The sequence below is a fragment of the Micromonospora sp. NPDC049559 genome (assembly GCF_040676675.1).
Taxonomy (GTDB): Bacteria; Actinomycetota; Actinomycetes; order Mycobacteriales; family Micromonosporaceae; genus JBFAPK01.
In genome coordinates, this window is sequence record NZ_JBFAPK010000048.1 from 17242 (window position 1) to 31873 (window position 14632).

The window sequence follows — 14632 nt, forward strand, 5'->3', positions numbered from 1 at the left end:
CGTCGGTGGACACAATCCCCCGGGGACTCGGCTGGCGAAGCCGCTGCGGAACCCGTACGGGGGCGGAGGGGACGGCCGGCGGAACCGTTCCCTCCGGGGCCCGCCCCCGCCGGGTACGCCTGGGCGCCGGTGGGCCGGGTAATTCGCTGGCCGGGCCGGGGCCGCCGGCCTAGGCTTCCCGTCGTGCCGACCGAGCTGACCTGGCGGGCGTTGACCGCGGACGACCTCGCCGGGACGGCCGCGCTGGCCGGCCGCTGCCTCGCCGCCGACGGTGGACTGCCGCTGGCCGCGACCGAGGGGTTCCTCGCCGGTCGGTTCACCGGCGACGGGGTGCGCGCCCGGGGCGCCGCCGACCCGGCCGGCCGGCTGGTGGCCGCGGGCGCCGTCCGTGGGCGCGAGAACGCCGACGGTACGCCCGGCGCGGCGTTCCTCGGGCTGGTCGACCCGGCGTACCGGGGCCGCGGCGTCGGGGCGGAGCTGGTCGACTGGGGTCTGGCCGCCGCGGCCGGCATCGCCGAGCGGGTGGTGGTGGAGTCCGAGTCGCTCACCGAGGCGGCCCGTGCGCTGTTCGCCGCCCGCGGTCTGCGGCAGACCTTCGCCGAGGACGTGCAGCGCTTCGACCTGCGCGCCGAGCCGCCCGCGATCGGGCTGCCGGACGGGGTGAGCCTGGCGTCGTGGTCGCCGGAGCGGGCCGAGCGCTTCTTCGAGGTGTACCAGGCGGCGTTCCGGCACCGGCCCGGCTTCCCGGGCTGGTCGGCGCGGCGGTGGATCGACTGGACCGCCGACGACGAGGAGTTCCGGCCCGGGTGGTCGCTGCTGGCCACCGATGCCTCCGCCGGGGACGTCGGCTTCGTGACCTGCGCCGAGGGGTGGATCGTCCAGGTGGGGGTACGCCCCGAGCACCGGGGTCGGCGGCTCGGCGCGGCGTTGGTGGCCGAGGCCCTGCGCCGGATGCGCCACGAGAGCCGGCAATATGCACTACTCACCGTCAATGTGGACAATTCAGCCGGCGCGCTGTACCAGCGGCTCGGTTTCCGCACCATCGGCCGTCGGGCGCGCTTCGAGCCGGCGCCCGGCGCGCCGACCTCGGGCGGAGCGCCCGCCTGACCAATCCGCGGCGCGAACCCCGGACCGTCGGCGAGACAGAGCCGTGACGGCTTGTTATCGTTCGCGCACTCGTAATTCGCGCACTTGGTTTCGGGTATTTCGGAGCGTCCATGACGGTCAACGAACACGTCACCGTTTTCGCCGGCCTTCCGGTCGTCGAGTTCGGTGCGGACGTACCGGTGCCGCCGGATCCCGGCGCCGTCGCCTGGCGGCTCTCGGCGGAGTACGACACCACCCCCGACGAGTTCTCCGCGCTGGTCGGCGAGTTCCTCGCCGCCGTGGACCCCGGGGCGGTCACCGCGCTGATCGTGGGCCAGTGGGGCCAGGCGTACGAGACCCCCGCGCCGGTCGAGCTGCTCGCCGACCTCGCGCCGTCGCTGACCGGGCTCACGGCGCTCTTCCTCGGCGAGATGACGTTCGAGGAGTGCGAGATCTCCTGGATCCGGCAGGGCGACGTGACGCCGCTGCTGGACGCGTACCCCCGGCTGGAGGTGCTCCGGGTCCGCGGCTCCGAGGGGCTGCTGCTGGAGCCCGTCCGGCACACCGCGCTGCGCGAGCTGGCCTTCGAGTCCGGCGGCCTGCCCGGCGCCGTCGCGCGCGCCGTCGGCGAGTGCGACCTGCCCGCCCTGGAACACCTCGAACTCTGGCTCGGCACCCCGGACTACGGCGGCGACACGGTGGTGGAGGACCTGGCGCCGATCCTCTCCGGCACCCGGCTGCCGGCGCTGCGCGAACTCGGCCTGCGCGACGCGCAGATCGCCGACGAGGTGGCCGCCGCGCTCGCCGAGGCGCCCGTGGTGGCCCGCCTCGACACGCTCGACCTCTCCCTCGGCGCGCTCTCCGACGCCGGCGCGGCGGCGCTGCTGGACGGGCAGCCCCTGACCCACCTGCGCCGGCTCGACCTGCACCACCACTACGTCGGCACGGAGCTCGCCGAGCGGTTCGCGAGGGAGCTGAACGGGGTCACGATCGACCTCTCCGAACGGTGCGAGGCCACCGACTTCGGCGGCCGGTACGTGGCCGTGGCCGAGTGAGCCGCCGGGGATGACCAGGACGCCGGCCCGGGAGGCGGCCGTGCACCCCAGCCGGGTGCCGCGGCTGGTGGTGGTCGGCAACCCCGAGAACCGCCGGGTGGAACTCTTCCGCGCCGCCGCCCGGGACTGGCCCGCCCCGGTCGAGGTGCTGCCCTGGCGGGCACTGGCCGCGGGTGCCGTGACGCTGCCCGCCGGGGCGCTGGTGCGCGTCGACTCGCCGGGCGAGGACGCCGAGGTCGACCGCCTGCTGCGCGGGGCCGAGGCGCCGGCCGAGCACGGCGAGATCGTCGGGCTGGCCGCCTGGTACGACGGCTTCGGGGCGGCACTGCTGCGGCTCGGTGACGCCGTACGGGACGCGGGCGCGACGCTGCTCAACGACCCGTACGAGATCCTCGTGATGTTCGACAAGCGCGCCTGCCACGCCCGGCTGGGCCGGGCGGGCGTCCCGGTGCCGCCGGCCCTGCTCCCGGCGCCGCGCGACTACGGGGAGCTGCGCGAGCTGATGGGCGCCGCCGGCTGGCACCGCGTCTTCGTCAAGCCCGCGCACGGCTCGTCCGCCTCGGGCATCCTCGCGCTGCGCGCGGCGGCGGGGCGGGTGCTCGCCACCACCTCGGTCGAGCGCGCCTCCGACGGCCGGCTCTTCAACTCGCTGCGGGTACGGGCCGTCCGGGACGAGCGGGAGATCGCCGCCATCGTGGACCGGCTCGCCCCGGACGGGCTGCACGTCGAGCGCTGGTTCCCCAAGGCCGGCCTCGCCGGGCGGGTGATCGACCTACGGGTGCTGGTGGTGGCGGGGACCGTCACGCACGTGGTGGTCCGGGCCAGCCGCACCCCGCTGACCAACCTGCACCTGGGCAACGTGCGCGGCGACCTGGCCGCCCTGCGCGCGGTGATGGGCGCCGAGGCGTACGCCCAGGCCCTGGCGACCTGCGTCCGGGCCGCCGATGGCTTCCCGAACAGCCTGCACGCCGGGGTCGACCTGATGGTCGGTACGGGGTGGCGGCGGCACGCGGTGGCCGAGGTGAACGCGTTCGGCGACCTGCTACCCGGCCTGCTCGACGAGCGGGGCCGGGACAGCTACGCCGCCGAGCTGGCGGCGGTGCGGGACGGCTGGCCGGCGCGCCGGCCAGCGGCGGCAGCCGAGCGGGCGGAGCCGGCGGAGCGGAGCGCGCGGGTGGAGCGGGTGGCATGAAGGATCTCGTCGGTACCCACGACCTGCTCATGGTCACTCTGGACACGCTGCGGTACGACGTGGCGGCGGAGCTGGCCGCGGCGGGCGGGACCCCGAACCTGGCCCGCGCGCTGCCCGGCGGCAACTGGGAGGAGCGGCACAGCCCGGCGAGCTTCACCTACGCCGCCCACCAGGCGTTCTTCGCGGGGTTCCTGCCCACGCCGGTCGCCCCGGGCCCGCACCCCCGGCTCTTCGCGGCGGCCTTCCCGGGCAGTGCCAGCACCGGCGAGCGGACCTGGGTCTTCGACGCGCCGGACGTGGTCACCGCGCTGGCCGCCGCCGGGTACCACACCGTCTGCGCCGGCGGCGTCGGCTTCTTCAACCCGGGCTCGCCGCTCGGCGCGGTGCTGCCCGGCCTCTTCGCCGAGGCGCACTGGGAGCCGGAGTTCGGGGTCACCGCGCCGAACTGCTTCGAGGCGCAGCTGGACCGGATCGCCACCGTCGTGCCGGCGGTACCGCCGGAGCGGCCGCTCTTCCTCTTCGTCAACGTGGCCGCGATCCACCAGCCCAACCGGCACTACCTGCCGGGCGCGGAGCGGGACAGCCGGGACAGCCACGCGGCCGCGCTGCGCTACGTCGACCGGCACATCGGGCGGCTCTTCGCGCTGGCCACCTCCCGCGACCGGCCCTGCCTGGTGGTGCTCTGCGCCGACCACGGCACCGCGTACGGCGAGGAGGGCCACACCGGGCACCGGCTCGGCCACGAGGTGGTCTGGACGGTGCCGTACGGCCAGTTCGTGATCGAGCCGGGGGACTGGGGCAAGCCGGGGGACTGGACGGATGAGGGAGCACGGTGAACCGGCTGGACGACTCGCCCTACCAGGGCTACCTCTACGCGTACCCGCACAAGACGGCGTACCGGCCGTTGCGCCCCCGCCCCAGCCTGCGCGAGGTCTGGTCCGCCGAGCGCCGCGACGCCCTCTACCTCTACCTGCACCTGCCCTTCTGCGAGATGCGCTGCGGCTTCTGCAACCTCTTCACCCGGGCCAACCCGCCCGCCGAGCAGGTGAGCGCGTACCTCGCGCAGCTGCGTCGGCAGGCGGGGCGGGTCCGGTCCGCGCTGGACTCGGTCCCCGGGCCGGCGGCGCGCTTCGCCCGCGTCGCGGTCGGCGGCGGTACCCCGACGTACCTGAGCCCGGCCGAGCTGACCGCGATGTTCGACCTGATCGAGGTGCTCGGCGCGGAACCCGGGCGGGTACCGACCGCGGTGGAGACGTCGCCGGCCACCGCCACCCGGGACCGGATCGCCGTGCTGGCCGAGCGGGGCACCACCCGGGTCAGCATCGGGGTGCAGAGCTTCCTGGACGCCGAGGCGCGCCTGGTGGGCCGGCCGCAGCGCCGGGCCGAGGTGGAGCGGGCCCTGGAGAACATCCGCGACCAGCGCATCCCGGTGCTCAACATCGACCTGATCTACGGGATCCCCGGGCAGACCCCGGACAGCTGGCACCGCTCCCTCGGCGCCGCGCTGCGCTGGCGGCCCGAGGAGCTGTTCCTGTACCCGCTCTACGTCCGCCCGCTGACCGGCCTGGCCCGCCGCGCCGCCGTGCCCCGGCAGCGTCCGGCGGCGGGGCCGACCGCGCCGCCGCCGGCGGCGGTGGCACCCGCGCCGGCGGCGGGCGATCCCGGCTGGGACGGCCAGCGGTTGGCCCTGTACCGGCAGGGCCGGGAGGTCCTGCTGCGGGCCGGCTACCGGCAGCTCTCCATGCGGCACTTCCGCCGGGTCGACCTGCCCGAGACGGGCGACCCCGACTACTGCTGCCAGGACGACGGCATGGTGGGGCTCGGCTGCGGCGCCCGCTCGTACACCACCGACCTGCACTACTCCTTCGACTACGCGGTCGGGGTCCGGCAGGTGCGCGCCATCATCGACGACTACCTGACCCGCCCGGCCGCCGACTTCGACCACGCCGAGGTCGGGTTCCGGCTCGACCGGGTCGAGCAGCGCCGGCGCTGGCTGGTCAAGTCGCTGCTGCGCACCGACGGACTGGACCCGGGGGCGTACCGCGCCCGGTTCGGTACGGAGGCGCGCGACGACTTCCCGGCGCTCGACGTGCTCGGCGCGCGGGGCTGGCTCGACACCCGCCCCGGCCGGATCGCGCTCACCCCGGCCGGGCTGGAGCGCTCGGACGCGATCGGACCGTGGCTCGTCTCCGGCCAGGTACGGGCGGCGATGACGGAGTACGCCGTCCGGTGAACCTCTCGATCCTGTACCGCGGACCGCTGGCCAGCTGCAACTACGACTGCCCGTACTGCCCGTTCGCGAAGCGCCGGGACAGCCCGGAGCAGTTGCGCGCGGACCGGGAGGCGCTGGCCCGCTTCGTCGACTGGGCGCACCGGAATCCGGACTCCGACCGGCTCTCGGTGCTGTTCACCCCGTGGGGCGAGGGGCTGACCCGCGCCTGGTACCGCGACGCCCTGGTGCGGCTCTCCCGGCTGCCCCACGTGGAGCGGGTGGCGATCCAGACCAACCTCGCCTGCCGGGTCGACTGGCTGGCCGACGCCGACCGGCGCCGCGTGGCGCTCTGGGCGACGTACCACCCGGGTCAGGTGCGCCGCGCCGACTTCCTGCGCCGCTGCGAGCGGCTGCGCGAGCTGGGCGTGCGCTTCTCCGTCGGGGTGGTCGGGCTGCCGGAGCACCTGGCCGAGGCCCGCGCCCTGCGCGCGGAGCTGCCCGACGGGGTCTACCTCTGGGTGAACGCCGCCGAGGGGCACCGCTACGACGCGGCCGAGGAGGCCGCCTGGACGGGGCTGGATCCGCACTTCGGCTACAGCGTCCGGCCGCACGCCTCCGCCGGGCACGAGTGCCGCGCCGGGGAGACGGTCCTGTCGGTACGGGGCGACGGGGCCGTGCGCCGCTGCCACTTCGTCCAGACCCCGCTGGGCAACCTCTACGACGGCTCGTACCGGGCGGCACTGCGGCCCCGGGCCTGCCCGAACGCCGCCTGCGACTGCCACATCGGGTACGTGCACCTCAAGACCCTGCCGCTCTACCAGATCTTCGCGGGCGGCGTGCTGGAACGGGTCCCCGCCCGACCGGTCCCGGTCGGTTGAGCGCGGGCGGTCAGGGGAAGTCCACTTCGATCTCCAGGCCGCCCTCGGGCCGGGCGCGGGGGCGCAGCGCCGCCCCGTGGGCGTGCGCGATCGCGCGGACGATGGCCAGCCCGAGGCCGTGCCCGTCGGCGTGCGCGCGCTGGTCGACGAGGCGCTCGAAGGGCTGGAGGAGCCGGTCGACCCGCTCGGGCGGGATCACCGGCCCGGTGTTGCGTACCGCGAGCCTGGCCCGCCCTCCGACGGTCGAGGTGGCGACCTCGACGCGGCCGTCCGGCGCGTTGTGCCGCAGCGCGTTCTCCACGAGGTTCGCCACCAGGCTCGCCACGAGGCTGGGGTCGCCCGCGGTCGGGGCCGGGTCGAGCGCGGTCCACACGCGTACGCCCCGGCGCCGGGCCTCCGGCTCACGGGCCCGTACGACGGCGGCGGCGACCCCGGCCAGGTCGAGCGGTTCCCGCCGCTCGACGCCGCGCTCGCCGCCGGCCAGGGTGAGCAGGGCGTCGACGAGACGCGCCTGCGCCCGGTTCAGCGCCAGGACCTCCCGGCAGGCGGCCCGCAGGGAGTCCGCGTCGGCCTCCGGATCCGCCAGCGCCACCTGGAGCAGGGTCCGCTCGGCGGTGAGCGGGGTGCGCAGCTCGTGCGAGGCGTTGGCGACGAAGCGCCGCTGCGACTCGAACGCCGCCTTTAGCCGTCCGAACAGGTCGTCGAGGGTCTCGGCGAGCACCGCGAACTCGTCCCGGCGGCCGGTACGCCCCAGCCGCCGGTGCAGGTTGGTGGCGGAGATGTCCCGGGCGGTCGCGGTGATCGTCCGCAGCGGTCGCAGGAACCGGCCGGCGACCAGCCAGCCGACCACCACCGCGACCACCAGCGTCGCGGCCAGGCCGACCGTGGCGGCCCGCAGCAGCGGTTCCAGGCCGGGCCCGGGGGCGAGGGCGCTCGGGCCACCACCGCCGCCGGCGCCCGCCGACACGGAGAGCCGGGTCTGGGAGAGCGGGATGGCCACCAGCGCGGCCCCGGAGAGCAGGAACGGGACCACGTACAGCAGGGTCAGCTGGGTACGCAGCGACCGGCGGCGCATCTCAGGCGCCGACCCGGTACCCGGCCTCGCGGACGGTGTGCACCACCGGAGGGTCGCCCAGCTTGGTCCGCAGCCGCCGCACGGTCGTCTTCACCGCCGTGGTGAACGGGTCGGCCGCCTCGTCCCAGACCCGTTCCAGCAGCTCCTCGGCCGAGACCGGCCGCCCCTGCGCGGCCAGCAGGCACTCCAGCACCGCGAACTCCTTCGGGCTCAGCTCCAGCCGGCGTCCGGCCCGGGACGCCACCCGGCGGGCGGGGTCCAGGGTGACGTCCGCGGCGGAGAGGACCGGCGGCAGGCTGGTGGCGGGCCGGCGGGCCAGCGCCCGGATCCTGGCCACCAGCTCGACGAACTCGAACGGCTTGGGCAGGTAGTCGTCGGCGCCCAGGCCGAGGCCGTCGACCCGGTCCCGCACCGTACCGGCGGCGGTCAGCAGCAGCACCCGGCTGCCGGAGTGCTCCGCCACGATCCGCCGGCACACCTCGTCGCCGGGTACGCCGGGCAGATCGCGGTCCAGCACCACGACGTCGTACCGGTTGACCGCCAGGCGGTCGAGCGCCCCGTGCCCGTCCCCGGCGACGTCGACGGCCATGCCCTCGCGGCGCAGCCCGGTGCCGATGGTGCGGGCGAGGATCTCGAAGTCTTCAACGACCAGCACGCGCATGGCCCCACGATGCCAGGCCGCCGGTGCCGGCCAGGTGTCAACCGGGTGCCGCCCGTCGACACCGCGCTGGCACCGGCCGGCGGGTAGAACCTCGACCCATGACGGACTTCCCGGCAACGAACCGGCGGCTCTCCCGCCGTACCCTGATGGCCATCACCGGAGCGGGCGCCGCCGCCACGGCCGCGGGCGCCGCGGTGCCCGGCGCCGCGCGGGGCGCGCGGCGCGGGGGCGACGGTGCCCCGAACGCCCGCCCGCTCGCCGACCCGGTCCTCGCGGCGTTCGCGCGGCACCGCATCGTGGCCATCGGCGAGATCCACGGTCAGCAGGCGCACCACGACGCGCTGGTGGCGCTGCTGACCGACCCGCGGCTGCCGATGGTGGTCGACGACATCGTCGTCGAGTTCGGCAACGCGCTGCACCAGCCCCTCGTGGACCGGTTCGTGGCGGGTTCCCCGGTCGAGGACCGCGACCTGCGCACGGTCTGGCGCGACACCACCCAGTCACCGGTCTCCACCTGGGACGCGCCCATGTACGAGCAGTTCTTCCGGACGGTGCGGGCGGTCAACTGGTCGCTGCCGCCGGGCCGGCGGATGCGCGTCCTGCTCGGCGATCCGCCGGTGGACTGGTCCCGGGTGCGCACGCCGGACGACCTGGCCCCCTTCGAGGACCGGGACGGCCACCTGGTCGCGGTGCTCCGGCGGGAGGTGCTCGACCGGGGGCGCCGGGCGCTGGTCTGCTACGGCAGCAACCACGTGAAGCACGCCCCGCCCGGGGCGCAGGGCGGTGGCGGCATCGCGCACCTCGAAGCGGAGACCGGCCAGCGCGCTTACGTCGTCCTGGCGGGCGGCCATCCGCGTCTGGCGTCGAGCCGGCGGCCCGCGATCCTGCCGGTCGCCGGCAGCTGGCTGGAGTCCGCCGACAGCGCCGAGTTCCAGTACCTGCCCGGCAGGTGCGGGGTGCCGCTCGGCGGGCTGGCCGACGCCCTGCTCTACCTCGGGCAGGTCGGCGAGCAGACGGCGTCGCTGTGGAACCCGGCCATCTACCTGGATCCCGGGTACTGGGCGGAACTCCAGCGACGCAACGCGATCGTCGGCGACCCCGTCGACCTGGAGCAGCGGTACCGGCGGGAACAGTCGGTCGTCTGGCCGACGCCGGGTCCGTCGGACTGCTGACCGGCCGCGGCTGGGGCCGCCGCGGCCGTCCGAGCCCGGCGGCCCCGAACCCGCCGGGTCCGGACGGCCAGCCCCGGCCGGTGCGAGGCACCGACCGGGGTCGGGCCCGGTGCGTCACGCACCGGTCACCCGTGGTCGTGGCGGACCACCGGCAGGCTAACCCGGGGGTACGACAAAACCCGACTGGATTTCAGCGGCCGTGGGGCATGAACTTCTCAGCCGCCCGCCGTGGCCGGCACGTCCTCGAAGTGCTCGACCACGGGCGGGGCCGCGAAGTGCGGTCCGATCAGCGAGCGCCAGGTGGTGAAGCGCTCGGTGGCCCGGAAGTTCTCCTCGTGCGCGGCGACCGAGTCCCACTCCACCAGCAGCACGAACCGGGACGGCGACTCGATGCCGCGGGTCATCCGCACCGAGCGGCAGCCGGGCGTCTCGCCGAGGGTCCGGACGGCCTCCCGGTAGGCGGCGGTGAACGCCTCCTCCTGGCCGGGCACGACGTCGATCAACGCAACCTCAAGCACCATGCCGGCAGCCTGCCATCGGCGACGGGGCGCACTCCGGGCGGGGTCGCCCGGTACCACCGTACGGGGGCAGACCCGGAGCCCACGCCGGACCTACGATGATCATTCGGGTACCGGGGAGAGGCGGCAGAATGCTGGACTGGCTGAACAGCGCCGCGTTCGCGCTGCACGGCACGCCCACCACCTGGGCGGAGCTGCTCGGCTTCGCGACCGGGGTGGTCAACGTGTGGCTGGTGGCCCGGCAGCGGGTCTGGAACTGGCCGGTGGGCATCGCCAACGTCCTGCTGCTGATGCTGCTCTTCTGGACCTCCGGCCTCTACGCCGACGCCGGGCTGCAGGTGGTCTACGTGGTGCTCGGGCTCTACGGCTGGTGGCTCTGGCTCTTCGGCGGCGAGGACCGCGGCCGGCTCTCGGTCCGGGCCACCGGTCGGGCCGAGTGGTGGGCCCTGGCGGCGGCCGGGCTCGTCCTCACCGTCGCGCTCTGGCAGTTCCTCGACCGGTTCACCGACTCGACCGTGCCGCTCGCGGACGCGGTCACCACGGCGCTGTCCCTGGTGGCCACGTACGGGCAGTCGCGCAAGCTGGTGGAGAGCTGGTGGGTCTGGATCGCCGCCGACGTGATCTACATCCCGCTCTACGCCTACAAGGGACTGCTCCTCACCGCCGGGCTCTACCTGGTCTTCCTGGCCCTCTGCGTGGTCGGGCTGCGGGCCTGGCGCGCCGACCTGCGGCGCGGCGCGCCGGTCCGACCGGTGGAGGCCGGCCCCGGACCGGTGGCCGCGTGACCGGCGCGGCCGCCGCCGACCCCGGCCCGACCGGCGGGGGCCCGCATCCCCAGGGGCCGGCGGCGGGCGGCGCGGTCGCGGATGGTCCGGGGACGATCGCGGGTCCGGGCGACCGCGACGGTACCGGCGAGGTCCGGTTCGGACACGGGCTGATCGTCGGCAAGTTCTATCCGCCGCACGCGGGTCACCACGCGCTGGTCGAGGCGGCGGCGCGGCGCTGCGCGGAGGTGACCGTGGTGGTCGCCCCGTCGCGGCGCGAGTCGATCCCGCTGGAGTCGCGGCTGGCCTGGCTGCGCGAGGTACACGCGGGCGACCCGCACGTCCGCTTCGTCGGCGCGTACGACGACCACCCGGTGGACTACGCCGACCCGGCGATCTGGGACGCGCACTGCGAGGTGTTCCGGCGCGCGGCCGGTACGGACCGGGTCGACGCGGTCTTCTCGTCCGAGGCGTACGGCGCGGAGCTGGCCCGCCGGTTCTCGGCCGTACCGGTCTGCGTGGACCCGGGGCGCGCGGCCGTGCCGGTCTCGGGCACGGCGGTACGGGCGGATCCGGCGGGCAACTGGCGCTGGCTGAGCCCGCCCGTGCGGGCCTTCCTGGCCCGCCGGGTCGTGGTGGTCGGGGCCGAGTCGAGCGGCACCACCACGATGGCGCGGGCGCTGGCGGCGCACTACCGGACCCGGTGGGTGCCCGAGTACGGCCGGGAGCTGACCGCCCGCAAGCTCGCCGAGCTGCGGGTACGCCGACCGGACGCGACCGTCTTCGACGTGCGCTGGGATCGGGCCGACTTCCGCGAGGTGGTACGGGGCCAGCGGGCCGCTGAGGAGGCCGCGGCGCGGCTGGGCGGGCCGCTGCTGGTCTGCGACACCGACACGCGGGCGACCGCGGTCTGGGAGGAGCGGTACCTCGGCTCCGCCTCGCCGGAGGTGTTGGCCGCGGCCGGGAAGCCGGACCTGTACCTGCTCACCGACCACGCGGGCGTGCCGTTCGACGACGACGGGCTGCGGGACGGGGAACACCTGCGCGGGTGGATGACGGCCCGGTTCCGGGAGGTGCTCGCCGCGACCGGCGTACCGGTGGTCGAGCTGCGCGGTCCGCATCCCCGGCGCCTCGCCGCGGCGGTGGCGGCGTGCGACACGCTGTTGGCCGCCGGCTGGTCGTTCGCCGAACCGATCACCCCTCGCCGCTAGGCCGTCGCGTTCCACCCCAGGTCAACCCCTAACAACTAGCCTCCTAGGATGCCTAGGCGGTGTGACGGGAAGGTGAGATCCCGGACTCCGGGGTGCCGGTTGGCCGCGCGATACGCAACAATGGCGGCCAAGGAGGGGAGTATTCCCTCGCGATGATGTCGTCAACACGGTCGACGGTCGGTCATAACCGGCCCGAGCCCGGCATCGTCGGTCGTCGGTCGGCAGCGGGTGCAACCGCTGCTCGATGGCGGGAGAGACCTCCGACAGTCAACTGTCAGCGCCCCTGTCCGGCCACGCACCGCGGGTGCCGGTTAAGCGGCGCCGCATGCCTGCCGGAGGAATTGAGTTGGACGTGTCTGCCTGGGTATGGGCCGTAACTCTCGTCGCACTGACGGGTGTGTTGCTCGTCGATCTGCTGATCATCGGTCGGCGTCCGCACGAGCCGAGCATCCGTGAATCCAGCCTCTGGGTGGCCTTCTACGTGGCCCTGGCCCTGGTCTTCGGGGCCGGAATCTGGCTCGGCTTCGGGGGCACCCTGGCCGGTGAGTTCTACACCGGCTGGCTCACCGAGTACAGCCTCTCGGTGGACAACCTCTTCGTCTTCGTGATCATCATGGGCCGGTTCGCCGTGCCGCGGCAGTACCAGCAGAAGGTGCTGCTCATCGGCATCGTGCTGGCGCTGGTCATGCGCGGCGGGTTCATCGCCGCCGGTGCCGCGCTGATCTCGCAGTTCTCCTGGGTCTTCTACATCTTTGGCGCGTTCCTGGTCTACACCGCGATCAACTTCCTGCGGCAGGGCGAGCCGGACGAGGGCGACTTCAAGGAGAACGCGCTCATCCGCTGGAGCCGCCGGGCACTGCCGGTCTCGCCCAACTTCGACGGCACCCGGCTCACCACGCGGGAGAACGGGCGCCGTCTGGTCACCCCGATGCTGATCGTGATGATCGCCATCGGTACCACCGACCTGATCTTCGCGCTCGACTCGATCCCGGCGATCTTCGGTATCACCCAGGAGCCGTACCTGGTCTTCACCGCGAACGTCTTCGCGCTGATGGGGCTCCGGCAGCTCTACTTCCTGCTCGGCGGGCTGCTCGACCGGTTGATCTACCTCAACATCGGCCTCGCCGTGGTGCTCGGCTTCATCGGCGTCAAGCTGGTGCTGGAGGCGCTGGCCGACAACAACCTGCCGTTCGTCAACGGCGGCGAGCACGTCTCCTGGGCACCGCACGTGCCGATCTGGCTCTCGCTCACCTTCATCCTGGGCTCGCTCGGCGTGGCGACCGTGGCCAGCCTGATCAAGTCGGCCCGGGACCGGCGGACGGCCAAGGAGGTCACCCCGGTCTAGCGCGGTGTCGCCGGTACGGGGCGTCCCCTCGCGAGGGGACGCCCCGTACCGGCGTCCGTCGGGCCTCAGACGAGACGGTGCATCCCCACCGAGGCGGGCGCGGTCTCGGTGAAGCCGAATTTGGCGTAGAGGTGGCGGGCGTCGCCGTCGGCGATGAGCGAGACGTACGCGCCGGCCGGGGCGCGCCGTTCCAACTCGGTGGTGAGTGCGGTCATGATCCGCTTGCCGAGGCCCCGTCCCTGGTGCTCGGGGAGGACGCAGATGTCGACGACCTGGAAGAAGCAGCCCCCGTCGCCGACGACGCGACCCATCCCGACGGTCTCGCCGTCGTGCTCGACCGTGACGCCGTACCAGGTGTTCGGCAGTCCGGCCGCCGCCGCCTCGACGGGCTTGGCGCCCAGGCCCGTGCTGGCGCGCAGGTGGCGATAGGTCTCGACGGTCGGTACGCCGGGGCGGATCTCGTACCGGGTGCGGGCCTCCGACCCGGGGTCGGTGTCCACGGGGCTCAGACGCGGTGGGCACCGACGAGGGTGGCCGCCCGCTCGGCGGGCAGCGGCTCCTCCAGCACCCGGCGGTTGGTGTAGCAGGCGTGCAGCATCCGCCGGTCGTCGCCGGGCCGGGCCGCCGCCGTGACGATGCCGATGTGGTGGATGGGGCGGCCGGGGCGGGCGAAGAAGTAGAGGTCGCCGGGCTGCTCGGTACCGAGCGGCAGGGGGGTGGTCGCCTCGGCCTGGTCGCCGGCGTCGCGGGGCAGCCGTACGCCGAACCGCCGCCAGGCCAGGTGCACGAGGCCGGAGCAGTCGATCCCGTACGCCGAGACGCCGCCCCAGATGTAGACGACGTCCCGCAGCCGGGCGGCGACCGCGAGCACCTCGGTCGCGTTCGGCGGCCGGTCCGGTACCGGTACCAGGTGGTTGTCGCGGGCCCAGAGCGGGCGGTCGTGGCCGGGCACCCGGACGGGGCGCCAGCCGCGCCGGCCCGGTCCGGCCGGGGTGAGCCGGGTGCCGATGACGACCCCGGCGACGACGACCGGCCCGTCCGGCGTGGCGTGCAGTGCGGTGGTGGTGGCGTCCACGACGAGCGGGTCGGCCGGCGGCGCCGGGTCCGGGTCGGGGAGCGGGGCGAGCTGTTCGACGGGGAGCCAGCCGGGGTAGCCGCGCGGGTCGAGGCTCGGCGCGGGCTGTTCGACGGCGACGAGCCGGGCCCAGCCGTCCGGTCGGATCTCCTCGACGAGGACCCGTTCGCCGAGCAGTAGTTGGCTGAGCACGCAGTCGCCGACCTGCTGCTCGGCGTCCATGGCCGAGATCCACGCCGGGATGTCGGTGTCCGGCGCCAGCGCCGGCGCGTCGATCGGGCGTACCTTGTCGGGGCCGGCCCAGAGGGTCGCCACGGCGACCCGGACCTCCGCCTCCTGACCCGCCTGCAGCCTCACGTCGGTCCCACCCTTCCGCGGCCGTGGCCGG

General features: G+C 74.9%; 15 protein-coding genes. 10 read left to right on the forward strand and 5 right to left on the reverse strand.

Annotated features, from left to right (window positions below; translation table 11 throughout):
* Window positions 1–183 precede the first annotated feature (183 nt).
* The 6 genes from AB0J86_RS34250 (at window position 184) to AB0J86_RS34275 (ending at window position 6423) form a co-directional block, all read left to right on the forward strand.
* Complete coding sequence (locus AB0J86_RS34250) at window positions 184–1107, forward strand: GNAT family N-acetyltransferase (protein WP_363861849.1); 924 nt, start codon at window positions 184–186, stop codon at window positions 1105–1107.
* A 110-nt stretch (window positions 1108–1217) separates the two neighbouring features.
* Window positions 1218–2141 (forward strand): STM4015 family protein, encoded by a 924-nt coding sequence (locus AB0J86_RS34255; protein WP_363861850.1) that lies wholly within the window; start codon window positions 1218–1220, stop codon window positions 2139–2141.
* A gap of 10 nt (window positions 2142–2151) precedes the next feature.
* Entirely contained in the window at window positions 2152–3333 is a 1182-nt protein-coding gene (locus AB0J86_RS34260) for an STM4014 family protein (protein WP_363861851.1), read from the forward strand.
* Window positions 3330–4169: an STM4013/SEN3800 family hydrolase gene (locus AB0J86_RS34265; protein ID WP_363861852.1), complete on the forward strand. Its 840-nt coding sequence runs from the start codon at window positions 3330–3332 to the stop codon at window positions 4167–4169. Before AB0J86_RS34260 ends, AB0J86_RS34265 begins: the two co-directional genes overlap by 4 nt.
* Complete coding sequence (locus AB0J86_RS34270) at window positions 4166–5566, forward strand: STM4012 family radical SAM protein (RefSeq protein ID WP_363861853.1); 1401 nt, start codon at window positions 4166–4168, stop codon at window positions 5564–5566. The genes AB0J86_RS34265 and AB0J86_RS34270 overlap by 4 nt, the downstream gene beginning before the upstream one ends.
* A complete protein-coding gene (locus AB0J86_RS34275; RefSeq protein ID WP_363861854.1) occupies window positions 5563–6423 on the forward strand; it encodes an STM4011 family radical SAM protein in 861 nt (286 codons plus the stop codon). Before AB0J86_RS34270 ends, AB0J86_RS34275 begins: the two co-directional genes overlap by 4 nt.
* Before the next feature lie 10 nt (window positions 6424–6433).
* On the opposite strand, the gene AB0J86_RS34280 is transcribed toward AB0J86_RS34275, so the two are convergent.
* Window positions 6434–7498 (reverse strand): HAMP domain-containing sensor histidine kinase, encoded by a 1065-nt coding sequence (locus AB0J86_RS34280; protein WP_363861855.1) that lies wholly within the window; start codon window positions 7496–7498, stop codon window positions 6434–6436.
* Window position 7499: 1 nt separating this feature from the next.
* A complete protein-coding gene (locus AB0J86_RS34285) occupies window positions 7500–8159 on the reverse strand; it encodes a response regulator transcription factor (RefSeq protein WP_363861856.1) in 660 nt (219 codons plus the stop codon).
* A gap of 98 nt (window positions 8160–8257) precedes the next feature.
* On the opposite strand from AB0J86_RS34285, the gene AB0J86_RS34290 reads away from it, so the two are divergent.
* The gene (locus tag AB0J86_RS34290) at window positions 8258–9331 is read left to right on the forward strand and encodes a hypothetical protein (RefSeq protein WP_363861857.1); all 1074 of its coding nucleotides are present in this window, start codon (window positions 8258–8260) and stop codon (window positions 9329–9331) included.
* A gap of 215 nt (window positions 9332–9546) precedes the next feature.
* Here AB0J86_RS34290 and AB0J86_RS34295 read toward each other — a convergent pair whose 3' ends face one another.
* The gene (locus AB0J86_RS34295) at window positions 9547–9852 is read right to left on the reverse strand and encodes an antibiotic biosynthesis monooxygenase family protein (RefSeq protein WP_363861858.1); all 306 of its coding nucleotides are present in this window, start codon (window positions 9850–9852) and stop codon (window positions 9547–9549) included.
* Between the two features lie 128 nt (window positions 9853–9980).
* Here AB0J86_RS34295 and pnuC point away from each other — a divergent pair, with 128 nt between their 5' ends.
* The 3 genes from pnuC to AB0J86_RS34310 all read left to right on the forward strand — a co-directional run bounded on the left by pnuC (window position 9981) and on the right by AB0J86_RS34310 (window position 13169).
* Window positions 9981–10634 (forward strand): nicotinamide riboside transporter PnuC, encoded by a 654-nt coding sequence (gene pnuC, locus AB0J86_RS34300; protein ID WP_363861859.1) that lies wholly within the window; start codon window positions 9981–9983, stop codon window positions 10632–10634.
* Window positions 10631–11824, forward strand: coding sequence for an AAA family ATPase (locus AB0J86_RS34305; protein ID WP_363861860.1), 1194 nt, complete (start codon window positions 10631–10633; stop codon window positions 11822–11824). Before pnuC ends, AB0J86_RS34305 begins: the two co-directional genes overlap by 4 nt.
* A 346-nt stretch (window positions 11825–12170) precedes the next feature.
* Window positions 12171–13169 (forward strand): TerC family protein, encoded by a 999-nt coding sequence (locus AB0J86_RS34310; protein ID WP_363861861.1) that lies wholly within the window; start codon window positions 12171–12173, stop codon window positions 13167–13169.
* Window positions 13170–13234: 65 nt separating this feature from the next.
* Here the strand turns inward: AB0J86_RS34310 and AB0J86_RS34315 are convergent, their stop codons facing one another.
* Both AB0J86_RS34315 and AB0J86_RS34320 read right to left on the reverse strand, forming a co-directional pair.
* On the reverse strand, window positions 13235–13669 hold the full coding sequence (locus AB0J86_RS34315; protein WP_363861862.1) for a GNAT family N-acetyltransferase: 435 nt from the start codon (window positions 13667–13669) through the stop codon (window positions 13235–13237).
* A 5-nt stretch (window positions 13670–13674) separates the two neighbouring features.
* A complete protein-coding gene (locus AB0J86_RS34320; protein ID WP_363861863.1) occupies window positions 13675–14601 on the reverse strand; it encodes an NlpC/P60 family protein in 927 nt (308 codons plus the stop codon).
* Window positions 14602–14632: the final 31 nt, after the last annotated feature.

Coding starts and splice junctions, on each gene's coding strand:
- AB0J86_RS34255 (WP_363861850.1), top strand. CDS start 1,218: ATGACGGTCAACGAACACGTCACCGTTTTCGCCGGCCTTCCGGTCGTC.
- AB0J86_RS34260 (WP_363861851.1), top strand. CDS start 2,152: ATGACCAGGACGCCGGCCCGGGAGGCGGCCGTGCACCCCAGCCGGGTG.
- AB0J86_RS34265 (WP_363861852.1), top strand. CDS start 3,330: ATGAAGGATCTCGTCGGTACCCACGACCTGCTCATGGTCACTCTGGAC.
- AB0J86_RS34280 (WP_363861855.1), bottom strand. CDS start 7,498: ATGCGCCGCCGGTCGCTGCGTACCCAGCTGACCCTGCTGTACGTGGTC.
- AB0J86_RS34285 (WP_363861856.1), bottom strand. CDS start 8,159: ATGCGCGTGCTGGTCGTTGAAGACTTCGAGATCCTCGCCCGCACCATC.
- AB0J86_RS34290 (WP_363861857.1), top strand. CDS start 8,258: ATGACGGACTTCCCGGCAACGAACCGGCGGCTCTCCCGCCGTACCCTG.
- AB0J86_RS34295 (WP_363861858.1), bottom strand. CDS start 9,852: ATGGTGCTTGAGGTTGCGTTGATCGACGTCGTGCCCGGCCAGGAGGAG.
- pnuC (WP_363861859.1), top strand. CDS start 9,981: ATGCTGGACTGGCTGAACAGCGCCGCGTTCGCGCTGCACGGCACGCCC.